Origin of the sequence: Rhizobium sp. AN68 (assembly GCF_030758035.1) — a bacterium.
Classification (GTDB): domain Bacteria; phylum Pseudomonadota; class Alphaproteobacteria; order Rhizobiales; family Rhizobiaceae; genus Agrobacterium; species Agrobacterium tumefaciens.
Map to the genome: position 1 here is coordinate 1,061,060 of NZ_JARWMI010000003.1, position 20,785 is coordinate 1,081,844.

Below are 20,785 nucleotides of genomic sequence, written 5' to 3' on the forward strand. Positions count from 1 at the left end.
AATGATCCGCTCTATCGTACGTGGTTTCGGGGCAGCGCTTCCGAAGCGTGTCATGACCAATAGTGAAATCGAAGGGGTCGTAGAGACTTCCGATGAATGGATCGTGCAGCGCACGGGCATTCGTCAGCGCTACATAGCGGGAGAAGGCGAGACCACCGCTTCGCTCGGCGAGGCTGCGGCGCGTGCGGCACTCGACAATGCCGGCCTGACGCCCGATGACATCGACCTCATCATTCTGGCAACCTCGACACCGGACAATACATTTCCGGCAACGGCGGTAAACATCCAGAACCGTCTCGGCATGACCCACGGTTTCGCCTTCGACATGCAGGCCGTCTGCTCCGGCTTCGTCTATGCCGTGGCCACCGCCGATCTTTACATTCGCGGCGGCATGGCCAAGCGCGTGCTGGTGATCGGCGCCGAAACATTCTCGCGCATTCTCGACTGGAAGGACCGCACCACCTGCGTTCTGTTCGGTGATGGTGCAGGCGCGCTCGTAATCGAGGCAGGCGAAGGCGAAGGTACTTCCAGCGATCGTGGCATCCTCACCTCGCAGCTGCGCTCCGACGGTTCGCACAAGGACAAGCTTTACGTCGATGGTGGACCTTCCACGACCGGCACGGTCGGCCATCTGCGCATGGAAGGCCGGGAAGTGTTCAAGCACGCTGTCGGCATGATCACCGACGTCATCGAACAGGCTTTCGAGGCGACAGGCACGACGGCTGATGATCTCGACTGGCTCGTTCCGCATCAGGCCAACAAGCGCATCATCGACGGATCGGCAAAAAAGCTCAACATCGATCCGGAAAAAGTCGTCATCACCGTCGACAAGCACGGCAATACGTCGGCCGCATCCATTCCGCTGGCGCTTGCCGTTGCGGCCAGTGACGGACGCATCAAGAAAGGCGATCTGGTCATGCTGGAAGCCATGGGCGGCGGTTTCACCTGGGGCGCAGTGCTGCTGCGCTGGTAACGGCAAATTTTAGCGTTTACCGGGGCGCTGGCACAAAATCGGTTGTGATTTTTGCGGCAGTACCCCGTTCAAACGCGCTGAAGCGACCCCCGCGTGCGGCAAAACCGCGTCAGTCGCTCTAAGCCATTGCACTGATTGCCGAAAGCCTCAAATGAATCTGGAACAATCCCTTGACCGGTCGCCACAAGGGAAATAATCTCGGCGGCTCCTAGAGAAAAATTCAGACACGGTTTGTGGGGAAAAATGGCCGGGAAGACAGTGACACGCGCAGATCTTGCAGAATCTGTGTTTCGTAAAGTCGGGCTGTCCCGCACCGAATCCGCCGAACTGGTCGAAACGATCATCGACGAGATTTGTAATGCGATCACGCGCGGCGAGGTCGTCAAGCTCTCGTCCTTCGCGACATTTCAGATCAGGGAAAAGAACGAGCGTATCGGCCGCAACCCGAAAACGGGTGAGGAAGTTCCGATTTCGCCGCGCCGCGTCATGACCTTCAAGGCGTCAAACGTGCTGAAACAGCGAGATCCTGAAGGCGCATACGGCTCGCAAGACCAAGCAAAAGGGTCAGAAAGCCGGGGCGTAAGCCGGCTGTAACACGGGTTTTTTGCCGCATGGCAAGCCTTTATCCCCATTCTTCTTGTGAACATGCTTGAATTTCGACGTGCAAGCCGTTGAAATCTGGTCGACTCACATCATAATCAATTTTAGATAAATGGTATCTTGCCGCCACGGGCATCGGTGCGAGGATCGGGTTCGATTTTTCGCAATACATGATGCACGGTATCGGCTGGTGAAAAGCGTTCTTGTTCAGTGTCCGGCTGGGTGCATGGCGCTCAAAGTCCGGATGGGAGTGGAAGTTTGGACAAAAGCCCCGACGCGTTTCGGACGATCAGTGAAGTGGCGGATGAGCTGAACCTGCCGCAGCACGTGCTGCGTTTCTGGGAAACGCGCTTTCCGCAGATCAAGCCGATGAAACGGGGCGGGGGCCGCCGTTATTACCGGCCTGATGATATCGATCTCCTCAAGGGCATTCGTCATCTTCTTTATGACCACGGCTACACCATCAAAGGTGTGCAGAAACTTCTGAAAACCAACGGAAACCGTTTCGTGGCGGCAATCGCGTCGGGCGATCTTGCGACCATGGAAGCCATCATGGCAGCGAGCGGCGAAAAGGAAGTTGCCGAACCGCGCGTGCTGGATCCGGACGGAGACGAGGTCGTCGGCCGCCCGAAAGCCAAGCCGAGCGGCCGATTTTTCGGCTTCGGTGGCGGTAACAGCGATACCGAGATATCGGTCGGCAAATCTGGCATCGGCAAGGATGACCAAGCGCTGTTGCAGGAGGCGCTGTTCGATCTTCTCGAATGCAAGCGGCTGCTTGATCAGGTTCGCTGATCGTTTATCCACAACTCTGTTCGAGCATTTTCAGGAAAAGCGAAGGCGCTCTGGAATGCCAACCTTTCAGAAACTCTCTTGACCGATAATGCGGCTCCGTAAAAAGGAGTCTGATCGTGAGCAATCGAAAACCGACAACGCGACGCCGTACGGCGAAGAAATCGGCCGGCGGCAGCGTTTGGCCCTGGGTGCTGATGCTGGGCGTCGTGGCCGGCGGCATTCAGGCTTACGAACATCGCGACAGTCTTATGCCGCAGCGGCATGTCGCGAAGGCAACATCCACCACAACAAATTCCCCCAAGATCGCCGTAGCCGCCAAACGCGAGACGGCCGCACCGGAGAAGGTGGCGGCCATCCGCCCCGCATCGGCGGTTTCACCGATCAATGGTCCGGTGCCGCCACGCTCGATTGCCATGCCGCCTGCGGCACAGCAGAGCCAGGTTGCCGCTATCCTGCCGGAAACACGCCCTTCGGTCGAAAAAGTCTCGCTGGGAGAAAAAAGCGGCGCCTTTGCCTTTTGTGGTCGCTCAGGTCTCACCAATTGCGTGGCCGATGGCAATACCTTCTGGATGAAGGGCGTGAAAATGCAGCTCGCCGGCATCGAGGTCCCGCAGATCGACCGGGCGCGATGCATGGAAGAGCGTCAGCGCGGTTTCATTGCCAAGGTGCGGTTGCGGGATATGCTGAATGCTGGCGCATTCGATGTGGCGTCGTCGGCAACAGCCGGCGGGCAAGCCATGGAACGCAAACGGATTTCACGTTCGGGCGTATCCTTTGCCGATCAACTCGTGCGGGAAGGCCTGGCTCATCCGGTCTCGGCAAAAAATCAGTCCTGGTGTGGCTAAGGCCCGGTTGACCGAAACGGTGCGGCCTGTGTAGATGTGGCGCTGTCGGTGTTTGGGGTCAGGGTCTCGTTCGATCCTGCGCCTGAGGAATGCCAAGGCAATTTTGTAGCGCCGGGGCCTGTTGGCACGCGGTGCGACAATGCGGACGTGGCGAAATCGGTAGACGCAGCAGACTTAAAATCTGCCGACCATTGGTCTTGCGGGTTCAAGTCCCGCCGTCCGCACCATTTCCATCTCCAATTAAAAGATTTCTCTGCCGTTTTCCTGCGACATGCGGGCATTCAGGATGGATTCTGCGCCGGGATAGTCGATATCCGGGCAATCGATTGCATCATGACGTATGAGTCAGCCTAAAAAATGGGCTTGTTCACGCTCGCGGCATTTCTCCGTGAAAATCATCCAAAAGAGCCTATTGACCTTGCCACGATGGGAAGCCCTATCTTTTTTTTGTAAAGAGAAAAAGAGGTCATACGCATGTCACAAATCCAGATACAGGCGAACCATTCGATAGCCATCGAGGGAATGACATGTGCCTCCTGCGTCGGTCGTGTCGAGAAGGCTATTGCCAAGGTGCCGGGGGTCGTCAAGGCTTCGGTCAATCTTGCGACGGAGCGCGCCGATATTGCTTTTTCAGGAGCGCCCAACGTTTCGGCCGTTGTCGATGCCGTGCGAAATGCAGGCTATAGCGTCGACGAGAAAACCATCGAACTCGATATCGAGGGCATGACTTGCGCGTCCTGCGTCGGCCGTGTCGAAAAGGCGCTGAAGGCCGTTTCCGGTGTCTCCGACGCGAGTGTCAATCTCGCAACAGAGCGGGCCACCGTCCGCGTCGCCGGCAATGCCGTCTCTGCCGCCAGGTTGGCCGAAGCAATCAGCCAAGCCGGTTACAAGGCAAACGAGATCGTCGCCGACAAGGCCAAGGGTGACGAGCCGGACCGGCGCGAAGCCGAGTTGCGCGGTTTGAAAATCAGCCTGGCCACCGCTGTTGCCCTGACGCTGCCGGTCTTCATTCTGGAGATGGGCTCGCATCTGGTGCCCGCCATCCATGATTTCGTGATGGAAACCGTCGGCATGCGGGAAAGCTGGTATCTGCAATTCGCGCTGACCACGCTTGTCCTCTTCGGGCCGGGCCTGCGGTTCTTCAAAAAAGGCATCCCCGCACTTCTGCGGCTGGCGCCGGATATGAATTCGCTGGTGGTGCTGGGCACCGCCGCCGCCTGGGGGTTCTCGGTCGTCGCCACCTTCGTGCCCGAAATCCTGCCGAGAGGCACGGCCAATGTCTATTATGAGGCCGCAGCGGTGATCGTCACGCTTATCCTGCTCGGCCGTTTCCTCGAGGCGCGCGCCAAGGGCCGCACCAGCGAGGCGATAAAGCGGCTCGTCGGCCTGCAGGCCAAGTCGGCCCGAGTGATGCGCAATGGTGAAACCATCGATGTGCCGCTGCAGGATGTTGCGACTGGCGATGTCATCGTCGTCCGTCCCGGCGAGAAAGTGCCAGTCGATGGTCTGGTGCTTGATGGTTCTTCCTATGTCGACGAATCGATGATTACAGGCGAACCAGTGCCGGTGACCAAGACGGCTGGGTCCGAAGTCGTGGGCGGTACGGTCAACAGAAACGGCTCCTTCACGTTCCGCGCCACGAAGGTCGGTGCCGACACGTTGATCGCGCAGATCATCCGCATGGTCGAGGAAGCGCAGGCCGACAAACTGCCGATACAGGCGCTGGTGGACAAGGTGACCAACTGGTTCGTGCCTGCAGTCATGCTCGCTGCACTCGCCACCTTCATCGTCTGGTTCATTCTCGGGCCGGACCCGGCCTTGACCTTTGCGCTGGTTAACGCCGTCGCTGTCCTCATCATCGCTTGCCCCTGCGCCATGGGCCTTGCCACCCCGACCTCGATCATGGTCGGTACCGGACGCGCCGCCGAAATGGGTGTGCTGTTCCGGCGCGGCGATGCTCTCCAGACTTTGCGTGATGCCGATGTCATCGCCGTCGACAAGACCGGCACGCTGACGCTCGGTAAGCCGACACTGGTGCATTTCACCACGACCGAAGGCTTCGATCAGGATGAGGTGTTGCGCCTTGTCGCCTCGCTTGAGAGCCGTTCCGAACATCCCATAGCCGAAGCGATCGTCGAGGCGGCAAAACATGGTGGCCTGACGCTTGCCGACGCGGCCGGCTTTGAGGCGACCCCCGGTTTCGGCGTTGCGGCAACGGTTGACGGGCGCAAGCTCGAGGCGGGCGCCGACCGCTTCATGGTGAAGCTCGGTTACGACATTGCGAAGTTCGCAAACGATGCCGACCGGCTGGGCAGGGAAGGGCAGTCGCCGCTTTATGCCGCTGTCGATGGCCGGCTGGCCGCCATCATCGCTGTTGCCGATCCGATCAAGCCGACGACCCCGGAGGCGATAGCAGCGCTGCATGCGCTTGGTCTCAAGGTCACGATGATAACAGGCGATAACCGCCGCACGGCCGAAGCCATTGCCCGCCGTCTTGGTATCGACGAAGTGGTGGCGGAAGTACTGCCTGACGGCAAGGTCGAGGCCGTTAAAAGACTTGCGGCCGATGGCCGTCGGGTGGCCTTCGTCGGTGATGGCATCAACGATGCGCCGGCCCTTGCGGCGGCCGATGTCGGTCTCGCAATCGGCACGGGTACGGACGTCGCCATAGAAAGCGCCGATGTGGTGTTGATGTCTGGCGATTTGCGCGGTGTCGCGAATGCCATTGCGTTGTCCAAGGCGACGATCCGCAACATCCGCCAGAACCTGTTCTGGGCCTTTGCCTATAATGCCGCGCTCGTTCCCGTGGCGGCCGGAATATTGTATCCTGCCAACGGTGTTCTGCTGTCGCCTGTCCTTGCTGCCGGAGCCATGGCGCTTTCCAGCGTGTTTGTCTTGACCAACGCGCTGCGTCTCAAAAGCTTCCGCCCGCCGCTGCTGGACAGATCGTCCGGCATGCAACTCGCAGCGGCAGAATAGGGGGCGGATGTGATGACGCCTGGAAACACAGTCTATTTGCCACGTATCGGACGCAGCATTGTGGCAGCGCAGGGCGAGACCATCCTTCAGGCCGCCCTTGCCGCCGGAATTTCCTATCCGCACGGCTGTCGCATGGGCCGGTGCGGGGCGTGCAAATCGCACCTCGTCTCAGGCGAGATCGACCTTCTCAAGCATACGCCCTTTTCGTTGACCGAGGAGGAAAAGGCGGAAGGACTGACACTCGCCTGCCGCGCCGTGCCGTTGAGCGACGTGACGATCGGCTGGCTCGACGGTGAGGATGAGTTTGCCGATATTCCGGCCGGCCGCTTTGATGGCGTCATCGCGGAAGCGGTGGATGCGACGCATGATATCAAGCTCATTCGCATCAGGCTCGACGATCGCGAACTGTTTACCTTCAAGGCCGGCCAATATGTGCGCCTGCTTTATCCGGGCTGTTCGCCGCGTGACTATTCCATTGCCAGCCGCATCGATGAGGACCTGATCGAATTCCATATCCGGCATGTCCCCGGCGGCGTCACGAGTGGCCATATTTTCGCGAACGCCAAGGCGGGTGACCCTGTCGTGCTGGTCGGTCCCTTCGGGTCTTCGTATCTGCGGGAAAAGCATTGCGGACCGATCCTCGGCATTGCCGGCGGTTCGGGGCTGGCGCCGGTGAAGGCGGTGGTAGAGGCAGCGCTTGCCACTGATCGGACCACGGGCCGGCAACGCCCGATCCATGTCTATTTCGGCGCCCGCGCCGAGCGTGACCTCTATATGGTCGACCGTTTCGAAGAACTTGCCGTAAGCCACGGCAATCTGAGCTTTGTTCCGGTTCTCTCGAATGAAGACCATGCGCAGATGCGGCGCGGTTATGTCGGTTCCGCCGTGGCGGACGACTTCGACGATCTCGATGGCTGGAAAGCCTATCTGGCCGGACCGCCGGCGATGATCGAGGCAACGGTGCCGCAGCTCTTGGCAAGGGGCATCCGCACCGCCGACATTCATGCAGACGTGTTTTTCACCCCGGAAAGATAGGAGCAGGATCGATGAACATTGGTACAGCCGCCACCGCATCCGGTGTTTCCGCAAAGATGATCCGCCACTACGAGACGATCGGGCTGATCAAATCCGCAAACCGCACGGAATCCGGTTATCGGGTCTATACGACCAACGATCTGGAGACGCTGCGTTTCATCCGCCGCGGCCGCGACCTCGGTTTCTCTATCGAAAAGATCAGGCAGCTCATGACCCTGTGGCGCGATCCCGGCGGTGCGTCCTGCGACGTCAAGCGCATCGTCATGGAACATGTCGTAGATCTCGAGGCCAAGATGCATGCTCTTCGGGAGATGGCCGACACGCTGCGAAATATCGCGACCTATTGCCCTGACAATGGTGAACCGGATTGCCCGATCATTCAGGATCTTGCCCAGTCTGAAGACCCCGATTTTACGCAGGTGGCGATCCTGCCCAAGCGTTCCGGCATGCTGAAGGGCAGGTCTGGTGTGGTGACGGATTTGCCGCGCCTCATGAAATAAACCGCATTTCCCCGGCGGGGACCGATCATCAATTGCAGTGCAATGGCCATTTTCGGCGAAGGAGAACAGGCAATGTGGATACAGATAATACAACGCTTCCTTATTCTGTGCCTTATGCTGATGATCGTCTCCGTCATCGCGTTTCTTTTGCCCTACATGGCCGGTGGCGATCCTGCCCGCACCATTCTGTTTTCGCGCATGCGCGATACGGCGCTCGATCCGCATGCAGTCGAGGCCCTTCGGTTAAGCCTCGGGCTCGACCGGCCGCTTTACGTCCAATATTTCGCATGGCTGTCGGGCGCGCTGCGCGGTGATCTGGGCTTTTCCTTCACCAGCAGCCAGCCCGTGGCGGGTGAGCTTTTGCGCTCTCTCGGCGTGTCCGTGACATTGGCACTGACGGCGCTGGCGATTGCGGTCGCCGTCGCCCTGCCGCTCGGCACGTTGGCGGCGATGCGTCCGGGTGGCCGGCTGGACAATTTCGCAACGCTGATGATCCAGACCTTCGTTGCCACGCCGGAATACTGGTTTGCGCCGATGTCGGCGCTCGTCTTTGCGCTTTATCTCGGCTGGTTGCCGTCCGCGGGCTGGGATAGCTGGCGCTCGCTGGTGCTTCCCGCTTTGACGTTGACGCTGCGCCCACTGGCCTATTTCACGCAGGTGACGCGAGCCGCCATGGCTGAGGTTCTGCGCGCGCCTTACATCACGGCGGCCCGCAGCCGCGGTCTCGGCATGCATGGCACGGTCATGCGCCATGGCATTCGCAACGGTTCGCTTCCGATCGTCACCTTCTTTGCCCTGTGGCTTGCGGGCCTGCTTGGCGGATCGGTGGTCGTGGAGGTGATATTCGCCATCCCCGGAATGGGCCGGCTTCTTTACGACGCCGTGGTCAATCGGGACATCCCAATGCTGCAGGGCGGTTTCATCTGCATCGTCGCCCTTTCCATCCTGATCAATACCCTGGCCGATGGCCTCTATGTCCTGATCAATCCAGCAATGCGAGGTCAACATGACCATTAGTCACTTCCCGAGCGCGCCGGTAGCCGCCATGCCAATGACCTTGCCTAAGCGCCCGTCGACACTTTTCCGGTTCACGGATTTCATCCGCCGGCGGCACTGGACGTTCTACGCGGGTTCGGCGATTTTTCTCGTCATCATCGTGCTGCTCGTCATCGCGCCGTGGATTTCGCCCTATAATCCCGCGCAGCAAAGCCTTCGCCTGCGGTTGAATGCGCCAAGCGCCGCCTACTGGCTGGGCACTGACCATCTCGGGCGTGATGTCTTGAGCCGGTTGCTTATCGGTGGACGCTTCACGGTCACGATTGCCGCCATCACCGTCATTCTGTCGGTCGCCATCGGAACATTCATCGGCATCATCAGCGGTCGCAGCCGCGGCGTTGTCGATGAAGTCCTGATGCGGGTGGTGGATCTGCTCATCGCCATCCCTGACGTGGTGATCGCCATTTTCCTCGTCGCCATCTTCGGCCCGGGATATGGAACATTGATCGCGTCGCTGACGATCGTCGGTTGGACACCTTTTGCGCGACTGGCACGCGGGCTGACGCTTTCGATCAATTCCCGAGAATATATGCGCGCCGCCGAGGTGCTTGGATGCACACGCCGCTTCATTATTTTCCGGCATGTCATTCCCAACACGATCTGGCCCATCGCAGCAGTTGCCTTCCTGCGCTTCGGCCACAAGCTGATCACGGTGGGCGGACTGTCGTTTCTCGGCCTCGGCGTGCAGCCGCCTGCCGCAGACTGGGCGCTGATGTTGGCCGATGCGCAGGCCTATGCGGAACGTATGCCCATTCTCGTGATCGCACCAGGTCTGGCGATTTTCCTGTCGGCGTTGAGCGTGACATGGATCGGCCACGGCCTGAACATGGATACCAGGAAACCGAACGGCCATTGACGCCTGCGGTTAGAGCAATGACCGGCGCCCGCGCCGATCAAACATACACAGGGCACGATAGCCCCAAGGAGAGTATTATCGTCTGAAGCCGCTTGAAAATACGCCCATGCCTCCGATGCAATAATAATAAGGGGAACTCTTATGAATATCGAAGGACACACGCATGCCAATACGGCCATCGCCCCGGAACGGACACCGCTTCTGGAAATCGAGGATCTGCACGTTTCGGTGCCGTCTGCAAATGGCCGCAAGTTTGTTATTTCCGGTCTGACGCTCTCCGTCGATGCCGGAGAGGTCGTTGCACTGGTCGGCGATCCGGATCCGGCAAGAGCATGACGGCTCTGTCGCTGATGCGGCTGTTGCCGCACGGCGCGGAAATCAACTCCGGCCGCATTTCCTTTGCCGGGCGCGACATTCTCGCTCTCTCGCCCTCCGAGCTTGATGCGTTGCGCGGCGCCGATATCGGAATGCTTTTCCAGCAACCGCAGGCAATGCTCGATCCGACCAGCCGGGTCAGGACGCAGGTCGCCGAGCCACTGTGGGTCCACCGCAAGATGAGCCGGCATGCGGCACTGGGCCGGGTTGTCGGCATGCTCTCGGATGTTGGAATTCCCGATCCGTCGGCGCGGGCGCAATGCTTCGCACATGAACTCTCCGGCGGCATGGCGCAGCGCGTCATGATTGCTGCGGCACTCTCCGGCAATCCGCAACTGCTGATCGCCGATGAACCGACGACGGCACTCGATGTCACCGTCCAGGCACAAATATTGCGCCTGCTCGACGATGAGCGTCGGAAGCGGCGGCTTGCCACGCTGCTCATCACCCATGACCTCTCGGTCGTTGCCGCTTTCGCGGACCGGATTGCGGTGATGTATGCTGGTCGCATTGTCGAGGAAGGGCCGACGCAGGCAATCCTCAAGGCGCCGCAACATCCCTATACCAAGGCGCTCATCAGCTGCTCGCTTCTGACGACCGACAGCGAGGGGCAGCTGCTGACGATCCCCGGCTCCAGCTCGCAGGCCCATGACATGTCCTGCGGTTGCCGTTTCCATCCCCGCTGCGCGCTTGCACAATCGGCCGGCATGGGCGGCCGTTGCATGGCAACGGAGCCGGATTTGAATGCCTTGCCGGAAGGTCGCAAGGCGCGGTGCTGGGCGGTCGACGACGACCATGCCGGCAGCCATGCCAGTCACACAGTCTGCTGAAGGAGGGTTGCGATGCTATCGACAGTGAAAACACCGAACCAGCCTCAGGCGGCTGGCAAGATCAAGCCCTATGTGGTCGCAAACAACCTGTGCAAATATTATCCGATATCGGGTTTCGGCAATCGCGTGGTCAAATCCGTGGACGATGTTTCCCTCACGATCGGCGAGGGTGAGGTTCTTGGTCTCGTTGGCGAATCCGGCTGCGGCAAAAGCACTGTCGCCGGGCTGATAACGCGGTTGACCAACGCGACGAAAGGCGAGGTCAGCATCGGAGACCACGATATTCTGCACATGCAGGGCGAGACGCTGCGGCGCATGCGCCGTGTCGTGCAACTGGTGTTCCAGGATCCCTATTCCGCGCTCGACCCGCGCATGCGCATAGGGCAAAGCATGGAAGCGCCGCTTGCCCAGCACGGCATCGGCACGCGCGAAGAACGCATCGCGCGCGTGTTCAAGATGCTGGAGGAGGTCGGCCTCGATGCCTCCTATTATGACCGTTATCCGAGCCAGTGTTCCGGCGGGCAGTTGCAACGCGTGGTCATAGGCCGCGCGCTTCTTCTCAATCCAAGCTTCCTTGTGTGCGACGAACCGACATCGGCGCTCGATGCCTCGATGCGTACGCAGATCCTGAACCTGCTGATGGACATGAAGCGTCGTCATGGTTTGACGGTGCTGATGATTTCCCATGACCTGCGCGTGGTGCGTTATCTCTGCGACCGTATCGCGGTGATGTATCTGGGGCGGATCGTTGAAATCGCCGACCGGGATGAGCTTTTCCGGGCGCCTAAGCATCCCTATACGAAGGCTCTTATTGCCTCGTCGATGCTTGATGAAACCGGACTATATGCACCGGAAATGCTTCTGGATGGTGATCTGCCAAGCCCGCTCAATCCTCCAAGTGGCTGCAAGTTTCACACCCGCTGCAAATATGCGACGCAGATTTGCAGCGAACAGGAACCGCTTCTGGAAGACGTTGCCGGGGAGCATTTCGCTCGTTGCCATCACTGGCGCGAATGGGGCTGAGGAGCAGCGCAGTTACAGTCTTCTGGTTCTGTAAAAACAGATGATTTGTGCGTTTGTGAATTAATATCGGAATTAAATTCCGAGTATAAAAACATAAAATGAATGATATTCAAGCGGATGTTCGTGGAGCATCCGAAGGATATTCTTATGTCTTTCGAGATCTATTTTATTAATATCTTAAATCTCGTGAGACGACTGAATTTTGAGCATTGTCATCAAAAATAAAAGGGGAATATTCAATGATAAAGCACGTACTTTTGGCGACAAGCGCCATTGTGGTCTCTTTTGGAACGCAAGCGGCAACGGCCGGAACGATCACCTATGACGATTATACCGGCGTCAAGACCGGCTGGCAGATGGCTTCCGACGATGCCTATCTCGGTTCGCGCGCAGGGTGTTTCGAAAGCATGGTCCGCGTCGGCTATGACACCGCACTGGAGCCGGGCTTGGCCGAATCCTGGACACAAACCTCACCGAAGGTTTGGGAGTTCAAGTTGCGCAAGGGCGTGAAGTTCCAGAACGGCGAGCCGCTTAATGCAAAAGCCGCGGTCAATGCGCTCACCAATCTTCTGAAAGCGCCCGTTCCGGCCCGGGCCTTTTCGCCTAAGCTGGTCGCTGCCGTCGAGGTTGGTGGCGACGATATCGTGAAGATCACGACCATCGAGCCATCGGTGCTGCTGCCGGCGCAAATGGCAAGCCCGGCGACTTCGATCCTCGCGCCATCCGCCTATAAGGACGGCAAGGTCGATCCGATCGGAACCTGCACCGGACCGTTCAAGATCACCAAGGTCGATGCCAGCCAATATATGGAACTGACGGCGAACCATGACTATTGGAACGGTATGCCGAAGCTCTCGGGCGGCCGTGTGAACTTTATTCCGGATGCCGATACCCGCGCCACCCAGATAAGAAGCGGTGAAGTGCAGATTTCGCGCGTGATTCCACCTTGGGCGGTAAAGACCATTGTAGCCACGAAGGGTGTCAAGGTTGCGCCAATTACCGTGCCCCGGATTACGGAAATGCTGCTCAATAATTCGAAGCCGCCGTTCAAGGACATCAAGGTTCGGCAGGCGATCCGGGCCGCCATCGACACCGCCGGTATTGCCGACAGCATCTATGAAGGCATGGTAAAGCCCGCAACGATGCCCTTCGCACCGGGAGAGCCGTGGGTGCCGCAAAACGTCACGCCCGCTTATGACGTAGAGAAGGCAAAGGCTCTGCTGAAAGAGGCGGGCATTGCCCCCGGCAGCCTCAAGCTGACACTTCTGGCCTATACTGAAAGAACCGAACTCAAGGATGTTGCCGCCGTTATTCAGGCCCAATTGCAGGAAATCGGCATCAAGGTCGATGTTCGCGTTGCTGATTACACTGCGATCGAGCCCGATCTCCTGTCCGGCAATTTCGACATGGTCCTTCTGTCACGCGGTTATGCCACCGATGTTGCAGAACCGATCGGGTTCCTCAACGCCGACTATACCTGCGGAGGCGGCTACAACATCTCGCATTATTGCAGTGAGGAGACGGACAAGCTGATCAAATCTGCCTATATGGCGGCTGAGCCGGCAAAACGTTACGCCATCTATGCCGAGGCGGCGAAGCGGATTTACGACGAAGCCGTCACCGTCTACCTCGTCCATGAGACCGCTTTCGATGCCTATTCGGACAAGGTCGAAAACTTCAAGCCGCATCCGATCAACTACTTTATCATGACCAAGGATCTGGCAGTGAAATAGGCCAATGTGACATTGCTGACGAGATATGGCCCGGCTCGAAAGAGCCGGGTTTTGCCTGTTGACAGGCCATCGCCCACACTCAACGTCATCCTCGTCCTGAGGATCTTTCCACCTATCGTAAAATCAATAGGTATCAGATGCCCGGACAGGCCCGAGCATGATGAAGGACAGGTTTTCAGACCTTGTCAGCCGTTGAAAATATGAATTTCAGGAACCGGGAAAACCTCCACTGTCATCCCCGGTCGAAAGGGAGAGTCACTTGCCGCGGGAGGTATGGAGAAGGACGAACGTTGGTATCGTCCAGCGGCTGTCACGCAAGCTCGGCGTGAAGCGGGGGCAGGCAGGTCGATCCGGCGGCAGGGATGAAGGCCGCCGCCGGCATCTCGTCAAATCAGGCGCGCGCTTCTGGCGTATAGCCTGCAGCGGTGATGATTTCAGCAATACGTGCCGCGTCGGAGACGCCGCCAACCACAACCGTGCGGCTTGCCGGATCAGCATGAACGGCGGCGCCGGGGACGGTCTTTTCGATTGCGCCCTTGATCACACCGGCGCAGTGACCGCAGGTCATGTCTTCAACGTGGAAAGAAAGGTCGGCATCAACAGGTGCGGCAGCGGTTTCGGGGTGATGCTGGTGGGCGGTGCACATAGGCGGTTCTCCTTGGGTTGGAACTCGTAACAGCAGGAGCCTGGACTATTCCAACGTGGGAAGGTCAAGCGCTTTATTAAGGCAGCCAAAATAAGCGCACCGGCATTTTAGTTGCGCCAGAAAATCGGCATCAGCAGCACGAGAACGGTGAGGATTTCAAGACGTCCAAGCAGCATCAGGACAGACAGGAGATAGAGCGCCGGATCACTGATCGTGGAGAAATTGCCGACAGGCCCGATGATCGGGCCGATGCCAGGGCCGACATTGGCAAGTGCGGTCGCAACGCCCGAGGTCGCAGTCAGGAAATCGTAACCCATCAGGCTCATGGCAAGGCTGCCGGCGATCCAGAGCGCGATGAAACAGCTGACGAAAAGGAAGATCGTCCGGATCGTGTCGGGATCGACCACCTGCTGCCCGTAACGGACCGAATAAACCGCGTTCGGATAGATCAGCTTTTTGAGGCCCGCCCGAACGACATTGAACATGATCAGAAAACGATAGGCCTTGATACCACCCGCCGTCGAGCCGGAGCAGCCGCCCATGAAGGTTGCGAAAAATGCAACGACGACAACGAACGGACCCCACAGCGTGTAGTCGTCGCTCGCAAAGCCACCGGTCGAGAGGATTGATGTCATGTTGAAGAAGGAGTGGCTGAGCGCAGTATCCAGCGGCACGCCGTTTCTAAGGTGGTGATAAACGCCGACAGCGATGGAAATCGCGCAGAGATAGCCAAGGAAGACGGCTATCTGCGGGTCGCGCAGCGTCTCCAGCCTGCGGCGCACCGCAAGCAGGATCATCACCGAGAAGGGCAGGCTGCCGAAGATCAGGAAGATGGTGGCAATCCAAAGCAGCGCCGTGTTGTTGAAATAGGCAAACGAGGCGTCGTGGGTGGAAAAACCGCCGGTCGCAACCGTCGACATGGCATGGTTGAGGGCATCGAAATGCGACATGCCGGCAAAATCGAAAGCCACCGTGCAGGCGATGGTCATGATGATGTAGATCGCCACGAAAGCGCGGGTGAAGCTTGCCAGCCGCGCGAAGGGCCGGTCATTGCCGGTGTCGGATGATTCCATGCGGAAGAAGGTCATGCCGCCAACGCGCAAGAGCGGCAGGATGAAGAGGCCAAGCGCGACAATACCGATGCCGCCGAGCCAACAGAGCAACGACCGCCACAGAAGAATGCCCTGCGGCGCATTATCGAGGCCGGATATCGCGGTCGATCCCGTCGTCGTGATGGCCGAGACCGATCTGAAAAGGGCCTGACCGGGCGTCAGGTCAAGCTCGGACAGATAGAGCGGAACCGCTCCGACAATGGAAAATACAAGCCAGAGCACGTTGACGAGCAGGAAGCCGAAACGTTTGTTGAAGGACGCGATCGGTGCGCGCGTGGCCAGCGCACAGGCAAGTGCAAAGCCGCCGCACATGAAGCCTGAAAGCGCAAACACCGTCCAGTCGTCATTGCCGTAATAAAGGTCCGTCAGCGCGGGCAGGAACATGGCCGTCGCGAGATAGAGCCCGAAGATGGACGCCACATATATGACCGAGCGCAGAAGATTGCTGTTCAAGAAATGAAACCCAGGGTTCGTGGCAGCGTGAAATGAGTCTTTGTCTCTGACGCCTTCCTATGGCATAGCGGGTGCCATTATGAATTTCAATGGATTGACAATCGTGGACAAGCAGCTTGTGGAGGCAGCGCGGCGGGAAGTGCGGGAGATATTCCCGGAAACGCCGTTGCAGTTGAATGAACATCTCAGCCGTCGGTATGGCGCGTCGATTTGGCTGAAGCGTGAGGATCTGTCTCCGGTTCGTTCCTACAAGATTAGAGGCGCATTCAACTTTCTCCGCAAGGCTGTTGCGAAGGCTGGCAAGGACAAGGTTTTCGTCTGTGCTTCGGCCGGCAACCATGCGCAGGGCTTTGCTTTCGCCTGCCGCCATTTCGGCGTTCACGGTGTTGTTTTCATGCCGGTGACCACGCCGCAGCAGAAGATCGACAAGACCCGTATCTTCGGTGGTGAATTCATCAGCATCCGTCTGGTGGGCGATATTTTCGACCAATGTTACGCCGCCGCGCGCAAATACGTCGAAGACAATGACGCCTACATGGTGCCGCCCTTCGACCATCAGGATATCATCGAAGGCCAGGCGACGGTTGCTGCCGAAATCATGGACCAGCTTCCCGAAGGCACCAAACCGGATATGGTTGTCATGCCGGTTGGCGGCGGCGGGCTTTCGGCAGGCCTTACCGGCTTTCTGGCGGGCACCGTTGAAAAGGGCAACTTCGTGTTCTGCGAGCCGGAAGGCGCGCCGAGCCTGAAAAGGAGCCTCGAGCGCGGCGAAGCGGTAACGCTCCCCAAGGTCGACAATTTCGTCGACGGCGCCGCCGTTGCCCGCATCGGCGATCTCAACTTCCAGGCGCTGAAGGATTTTCCGGCCGAGCAGGTTTTGCTCATCCCCGAAAACGCCATCTGCGTGACCATCATCGAGATGCTGAACCTCGAAGGCGTGGTGCTGGAGCCAGCGGGTGCGCTGTCCATTGCCGCGCTGGAGAAGCTCGGCCGCGAGAAACTGGAAGGCAAGACGGTTATCGTCGTCGTCTCCGGCGGCAATTTCGATTTCGAGCGCCTGCCTGACGTCAAGGAACGCGCCATGCGTTACACCGGCGTGAAGAAATACTTCATTCTGCGCCTGCCGCAGCGCCCCGGCGCGCTGCGCGATTTCCTCAATCTGCTTGGCCCGGACGACGATATCGCCCGTTTCGAGTATCTGAAGAAATCGGCCCGCAATTTCGGTTCGATCCTGATCGGCATCGAAACCAACGCTCAGGAAAACTTCGCAGGGCTTCTTGAACGTTTCGAGGCTGCGGGCCTCGGCTATGAGGATATTACCGAAAACGAGATCCTGTCGAACCTGATCATCTGATCGGGATAAGAGCGACGGGAAGGGCGGAGCATATCCGCCCTTCGAAATGCGAGACAGATTAAGGGAGTGAAAGCCATGGCATCGTTTTTTTCCAAAATCCTTTCGGCCTTCGGCTCCGGCCAGTCCGCGGATGCGCCGCAGAAGGCAGCGCAGTCGGAACCGCATGTGCATGGAGACTATCTGATCTATGCGACGCCGCTGAAGGAAGGCGGCCAGTTCCGTTTGGCGGGCCGCATCGAGAAAAAGGACGGCGAGGAAACGTTCGTGCATGAATTCGTGCGCGCCGATGTCTTCACCAGCATGGACGATGCGGTTGAGTTCACCATCCGTAAGGCAAAGCTGATCATCGACCAGAACGGTGCATCGCTTTTCCCAGGAAAATGATGGCGGTTTCTTCTGCTGGACATTAAGATTCCGTTGGTTGCTTCGGCCTATCGTCTTCAGAGGGCATGAAGTCGCGCCGATGAACCGGCGCGATGTGGATCGATAGGGCGTATGCCGATGCAATGGGCAAATCTGGCCCTCTTCGTGGCGGAAGCCATCGTCTATTTTTCGGTAATGACGGCATTCCTTCATTACCGGCATATTCTCGGCATCGGTGTTTTTCTCACCGCGCTGGGCGTCATGCATTTCCTGGAAACCTACCTGGCGGCGGTCTTTTACGTCGAGCTGCCATTTGGCGTGGTATCACCCGGCTCCTCGATCCTTTTTGCCGGCAAACTGATGATGATCCTCATGCTCTATATGCGCGAGGATGCGGCAGTCGTCCGCCAGCCGATCTACGGCCTGTTTCTCGGCAATATACTCACCATCATCATGGTGCAGATCATCCGCTTCCATCCGACGGTGGCAATTGTCCCCGGACAGTCGGTAGATACCGGATTTCTGGATGAGATGGGCGTGCTGATGGTCTGGGGAACCAGCCTGCTTTATATCGACGCCATCGCCATCATCCTGTTTTACGAAAAGCTGGGACGCTATTTGCAGCGCCATATTGTCCTGCGCTTTGCAATCTGTGGCGTGGTGATTTTGAGCCTGGATCAGGCAGGCTTTTACGCGGCGTTGCGATATATGCTGAACGCGCCGGTCGATGTCTTTTACGATGGCTGGAAAGCGAAGATGGTGGCCGTTGCCATCTATGCTCTGCTCTTTGCCATTTATCTGAAGTTGACGGCGGCGAAAGGCCGCTTCCTGACGCGCCGCAGCGTTGCCGATGTCTTCAACGACCTCACCTTCAGGGAACGCTACGAGGAGCTTTTGTCCCGGTCTGGCCGCGACATGCTGACCGGTGTGTCTGACCGCGCCCGCATGGAACTCGATGCGCCGTCCGTCGTCGTGGAATGTCTGGAAAAGAAACGTCCCGTCAGCGTGCTGATCGTCGATATCGATCACTTCAAGACCGTCAACGATACCTTTGGGCATTTGCAGGGCGATGAGATGTTGCGGGAATTCGCCGCCGTTCTGAAACGCATCGTGCAACCGCACGGCCATCTCTACCGGTTCGGCGGCGAGGAGTTCGTGGCCCTGTTGCCGACGATGACCCATGAGGGGGCACTTGCCTTTTCAGCAGGTCTGCGGACGGCGATATTGAAGGATCTGCAACGGCCAGACGGTTCGCCGCTGACTGTCAGCATCGGCGTCGCCACGGCTTTCGAGGACGGGCAGCTTTTCCGCGCGCTGCTATCGGAAGCCGATGCGCGGCTCTATGCGGCAAAAAATAACGGCCGCGATCAGGTGCACGGCCGTTACGGAATGTGGGTCGGCTGATACCGGCAATCGAGCCGGCATCACCACGTGTCAAACGGCGCCTCAGGCGGCCTGCGCCAGTTCGGCAACCTTTGCTTCGGCTGCCGCAACGGCCTTTTCAACGGCTTCCGGTCCAAATGCCAGACCTTCGACATAGATCACTTCAACATCCGTCATGCCCATGAAGCCAAGAACAGTCTTGAGGTAAGGAACGGCGTGGTTCATCGACACAGCCGGGCCTTCGGAATAAACGCCGGCGGCGGCCAGCACGATGTAGACCTTCTTGCCGGTGGCAAGACCAACCGGGCCGGTTTCGGTGTACTTGAAGGTCTGGCCAGCGCGGGCGACGTTGTCGATCCACGACTTCAGGCCGGAATAGATATTGAAGTTGATGAGGCCGGTGCCGATGACGACAGTGTCGGCGGCCATAAGCTCTGCAACCAGCTTGTCGGAATAATCGGCTGCAACCGCTTCTTCAGCCGTGCGCTGGTCTGGAGCCTTGCGGATCGCAGCGGTCTTGACGGTGTCGAGATGCGGAATGGGGTCGGCAGCAAGATCGCGGTGGACAAGGGTGTTGGAAGCCGACTTGGCCTTCAGCTTGTTTGCGAGTTCGCCGGAAAACTTGTTGGAAACCGACTCGTCGCCACGCGGGCTGGAGGTGATGAGCAGAATGTTGGACATGGTCTTTCCTTGCATAAGCGATGAATTGACGGGCGCCTTGGGAGGGCGGGAGAGCACGATGCCCTTCCTTTGCCCCCTATATGACCAATTGATGCCATCAAGAAAACTGTGATAATGTGGAAGCGACCTATCGATGAAATGGATGGAACATGGACGCGAACCCGACGCTCGACCAATTGCAGGTGTTTTTGACGGTTGCCGAAACCGGAAGTTTCTCTGCCGCGTCACGGGCGCTCAATCGCGCCCAGTCCGTTGTCAGCTACACCATCGCCAATCTCGAGGCGCAGCTTGAAGTCAGCCTGTTCGAGCGCAATGGCGTACGCCAGCCTCGATTGACGGACGAGGGTCGCGCCATGCTGGAAGATGCAAGGCGCATCGTGGCCGGTCTGCAGGAAATGCGTGCGCGCGCCAAGGGTTTGAAGCAGGGGCTGGAGGCCGAGCTTTCTGTCGCCATCAGCACCATGGTGCCGGCGGAAGCCGTCGTTGCGGTGCTTCGCGATTTTCGCAAGGAATTCCCCACCGTTACCCTCAGCCTCAATGTGGGTGAGTTGGGCATGGTGATGGATATGGTGCTCTCCCGCAAGGCTGGCATTGGCATCGGCGGGGCGCTGTTGCGCCAGGATGACGAACTCGTCGTCGAAAAGGTCGGCCATTCCTTCATGCTGCCGGTCGTCGCCGCCGATCATCCACTGGCACAGATCCAGAGGCCGCTGGTTCTGGGCGATGTCCGCGAGGAGGTCCAACTCGTCGTCACCGATGCGTCGGGGCTGACCAAGGGGCGTGATTTCAACGTGCTGTCCTACAAGACATGGCGGGTCAGCGACATCGCCACGAAATACCAGCTCATCAAGGGCGGTCTCGGCTGGGGCGGTCTGCCCGCATCGATCGTGCGCAACGACCTGACCAATGGTAGCCTGAAGGCACTTGATCTTGAAGCTTATGAGCAGGGCGAATATCCAATCTTTGCGCTGCGCCGGGTGGATTCACCCGCCGGTCCCGCTGGCCAGTGGCTTGCCACGGCCTTTCAGCAGCGTCTGTCGGCATGCCCGAACCAGAAGGATTTCAACAGGATAATTGCCGGAGGCAAACAGCGGACTATTTCTGTCGCCGCCGAGTGATATGGGTTGACTGAGTGACCAATTGACGAAGGTGAATGGCCTGCCTTATACAGGAAACACGGTCAGCAGTTCACCGAG

The 20,785-nt window shown here is 58.6% G+C and carries 17 protein-coding genes, 1 tRNA gene and 2 pseudogenes; 17 read left to right on the forward strand and 3 right to left on the reverse strand.

The genetic code is table 11. The features are described from left to right. Position 1 precedes the first annotated feature (1 nt). The 13 genes and pseudogenes from RBH71_RS18215 (at position 2) to RBH71_RS18275 (ending at position 13,597) form a co-directional block, all read left to right on the forward strand. Positions 2 to 973, forward strand: a complete 972-nt coding sequence (locus RBH71_RS18215) for a beta-ketoacyl-ACP synthase III (RefSeq protein WP_003512529.1) — start codon at positions 2 to 4, stop codon at positions 971 to 973. A gap of 243 nt (positions 974 to 1,216) precedes the next feature. After that, positions 1,217 to 1,556 (forward strand): annotated as a pseudogene (locus RBH71_RS18220) (integration host factor subunit alpha). A gap of 275 nt (positions 1,557 to 1,831) precedes the next feature. Then, on the forward strand, positions 1,832 to 2,365 hold the full coding sequence (locus RBH71_RS18225) for a MerR family transcriptional regulator (protein WP_003512531.1): 534 nt from the start codon (positions 1,832 to 1,834) through the stop codon (positions 2,363 to 2,365). 116 nt (positions 2,366 to 2,481) lie between these two features. After that, entirely contained in the window at positions 2,482 to 3,210 is a 729-nt protein-coding gene (locus RBH71_RS18230; RefSeq protein WP_003512532.1) for a hypothetical protein, read from the forward strand. A 141-nt stretch (positions 3,211 to 3,351) separates the two neighbouring features. After that, positions 3,352 to 3,437, forward strand: a tRNA-Leu gene (locus tag RBH71_RS18235). A 247-nt stretch (positions 3,438 to 3,684) separates the two neighbouring features. Further along, positions 3,685 to 6,189 (forward strand): heavy metal translocating P-type ATPase, encoded by a 2,505-nt coding sequence (locus tag RBH71_RS18240; RefSeq protein ID WP_003512533.1) that lies wholly within the window; start codon positions 3,685 to 3,687, stop codon positions 6,187 to 6,189. Positions 6,190 to 6,201: 12 nt separating this feature from the next. After that, positions 6,202 to 7,224: a 2Fe-2S iron-sulfur cluster-binding protein gene (locus RBH71_RS18245; RefSeq protein ID WP_003512534.1), complete on the forward strand. Its 1,023-nt coding sequence runs from the start codon at positions 6,202 to 6,204 to the stop codon at positions 7,222 to 7,224. 11 nt (positions 7,225 to 7,235) lie between these two features. Continuing rightward, the gene (gene cueR, locus RBH71_RS18250; protein WP_003512535.1) at positions 7,236 to 7,724 is read left to right on the forward strand and encodes a Cu(I)-responsive transcriptional regulator; all 489 of its coding nucleotides are present in this window, start codon (positions 7,236 to 7,238) and stop codon (positions 7,722 to 7,724) included. A gap of 72 nt (positions 7,725 to 7,796) precedes the next feature. Next, positions 7,797 to 8,741, forward strand: coding sequence for an ABC transporter permease (locus RBH71_RS18255; protein WP_003512536.1), 945 nt, complete (start codon positions 7,797 to 7,799; stop codon positions 8,739 to 8,741). Beyond that, positions 8,731 to 9,636 carry an ABC transporter permease gene (locus RBH71_RS18260; protein ID WP_013635895.1) on the forward strand — a complete coding sequence of 302 codons (906 nt, stop codon included), beginning with the start codon at positions 8,731 to 8,733 and terminating at the stop codon, positions 9,634 to 9,636. Before RBH71_RS18255 ends, RBH71_RS18260 begins: the two co-directional genes overlap by 11 nt. Before the next feature lie 141 nt (positions 9,637 to 9,777). Then, positions 9,778 to 10,841, forward strand: a pseudogene (locus tag RBH71_RS18265) (ABC transporter ATP-binding protein). Between the two features lie 12 nt (positions 10,842 to 10,853). Beyond that, entirely contained in the window at positions 10,854 to 11,864 is a 1,011-nt protein-coding gene (locus RBH71_RS18270) for an ABC transporter ATP-binding protein (protein ID WP_003512539.1), read from the forward strand. A gap of 239 nt (positions 11,865 to 12,103) precedes the next feature. Next, on the forward strand, positions 12,104 to 13,597 hold the full coding sequence (locus RBH71_RS18275) for an ABC transporter substrate-binding protein (RefSeq protein WP_003512540.1): 1,494 nt from the start codon (positions 12,104 to 12,106) through the stop codon (positions 13,595 to 13,597). A 391-nt stretch (positions 13,598 to 13,988) separates the two neighbouring features. Here the strand turns inward: RBH71_RS18275 and RBH71_RS18280 are convergent, their stop codons facing one another. Further along, positions 13,989 to 14,243 carry a heavy-metal-associated domain-containing protein gene (locus RBH71_RS18280; RefSeq protein WP_003496638.1) on the reverse strand — a complete coding sequence of 85 codons (255 nt, stop codon included), beginning with the start codon at positions 14,241 to 14,243 and terminating at the stop codon, positions 13,989 to 13,991. A gap of 107 nt (positions 14,244 to 14,350) precedes the next feature. Further along, entirely contained in the window at positions 14,351 to 15,808 is a 1,458-nt protein-coding gene (locus RBH71_RS18285) for a TrkH family potassium uptake protein (protein WP_323687438.1), read from the reverse strand. Positions 15,809 to 15,887: 79 nt separating this feature from the next. Here RBH71_RS18285 and ilvA point away from each other — a divergent pair, with 79 nt between their 5' ends. From ilvA to RBH71_RS18300, 3 genes are all read left to right on the forward strand, one after another. Further along, a complete protein-coding gene (gene ilvA, locus RBH71_RS18290) occupies positions 15,888 to 17,162 on the forward strand; it encodes a threonine ammonia-lyase (RefSeq protein ID WP_029658759.1) in 1,275 nt (424 codons plus the stop codon). A gap of 75 nt (positions 17,163 to 17,237) precedes the next feature. Beyond that, the gene (locus RBH71_RS18295; RefSeq protein WP_003512543.1) at positions 17,238 to 17,546 is read left to right on the forward strand and encodes an HlyU family transcriptional regulator; all 309 of its coding nucleotides are present in this window, start codon (positions 17,238 to 17,240) and stop codon (positions 17,544 to 17,546) included. Between the two features lie 117 nt (positions 17,547 to 17,663). After that, entirely contained in the window at positions 17,664 to 18,929 is a 1,266-nt protein-coding gene (locus tag RBH71_RS18300) for a sensor domain-containing diguanylate cyclase (protein ID WP_035251754.1), read from the forward strand. 42 nt (positions 18,930 to 18,971) lie between these two features. Here the strand turns inward: RBH71_RS18300 and RBH71_RS18305 are convergent, their stop codons facing one another. Further along, positions 18,972 to 19,589, reverse strand: a complete 618-nt coding sequence (locus tag RBH71_RS18305; RefSeq protein ID WP_003512545.1) for an FMN-dependent NADH-azoreductase — start codon at positions 19,587 to 19,589, stop codon at positions 18,972 to 18,974. A gap of 149 nt (positions 19,590 to 19,738) precedes the next feature. Here RBH71_RS18305 and RBH71_RS18310 point away from each other — a divergent pair, with 149 nt between their 5' ends. Next, on the forward strand, positions 19,739 to 20,707 hold the full coding sequence (locus tag RBH71_RS18310; RefSeq protein ID WP_003512546.1) for a LysR family transcriptional regulator: 969 nt from the start codon (positions 19,739 to 19,741) through the stop codon (positions 20,705 to 20,707). Positions 20,708 to 20,785 lie beyond the last annotated feature (78 nt).

Bases quoted from the DNA above. Each gene is read 5' to 3' on its own strand.
- RBH71_RS18300 (WP_035251754.1), top strand. From the start codon at position 17,664: ATGCAATGGGCAAATCTGGCCCTCTTCGTGGCGGAAGCCATCGTCTAT.
- RBH71_RS18255 (WP_003512536.1), top strand. From the start codon at position 7,797: ATGTGGATACAGATAATACAACGCTTCCTTATTCTGTGCCTTATGCTG.
- RBH71_RS18240 (WP_003512533.1), top strand. From the start codon at position 3,685: ATGTCACAAATCCAGATACAGGCGAACCATTCGATAGCCATCGAGGGA.
- RBH71_RS18310 (WP_003512546.1), top strand. From the start codon at position 19,739: ATGGACGCGAACCCGACGCTCGACCAATTGCAGGTGTTTTTGACGGTT.
- RBH71_RS18260 (WP_013635895.1), top strand. From the start codon at position 8,731: ATGACCATTAGTCACTTCCCGAGCGCGCCGGTAGCCGCCATGCCAATG.
- RBH71_RS18245 (WP_003512534.1), top strand. From the start codon at position 6,202: ATGACGCCTGGAAACACAGTCTATTTGCCACGTATCGGACGCAGCATT.
- RBH71_RS18280 (WP_003496638.1), bottom strand. From the start codon at position 14,243: ATGTGCACCGCCCACCAGCATCACCCCGAAACCGCTGCCGCACCTGTT.
- RBH71_RS18305 (WP_003512545.1), bottom strand. From the start codon at position 19,589: ATGTCCAACATTCTGCTCATCACCTCCAGCCCGCGTGGCGACGAGTCG.
- RBH71_RS18270 (WP_003512539.1), top strand. From the start codon at position 10,854: ATGCTATCGACAGTGAAAACACCGAACCAGCCTCAGGCGGCTGGCAAG.
- RBH71_RS18275 (WP_003512540.1), top strand. From the start codon at position 12,104: ATGATAAAGCACGTACTTTTGGCGACAAGCGCCATTGTGGTCTCTTTT.
- RBH71_RS18295 (WP_003512543.1), top strand. From the start codon at position 17,238: ATGGCATCGTTTTTTTCCAAAATCCTTTCGGCCTTCGGCTCCGGCCAG.
- RBH71_RS18215 (WP_003512529.1), top strand. From the start codon at position 2: ATGATCCGCTCTATCGTACGTGGTTTCGGGGCAGCGCTTCCGAAGCGT.
- cueR (WP_003512535.1), top strand. From the start codon at position 7,236: ATGAACATTGGTACAGCCGCCACCGCATCCGGTGTTTCCGCAAAGATG.
- ilvA (WP_029658759.1), top strand. From the start codon at position 15,888: ATGAATTTCAATGGATTGACAATCGTGGACAAGCAGCTTGTGGAGGCA.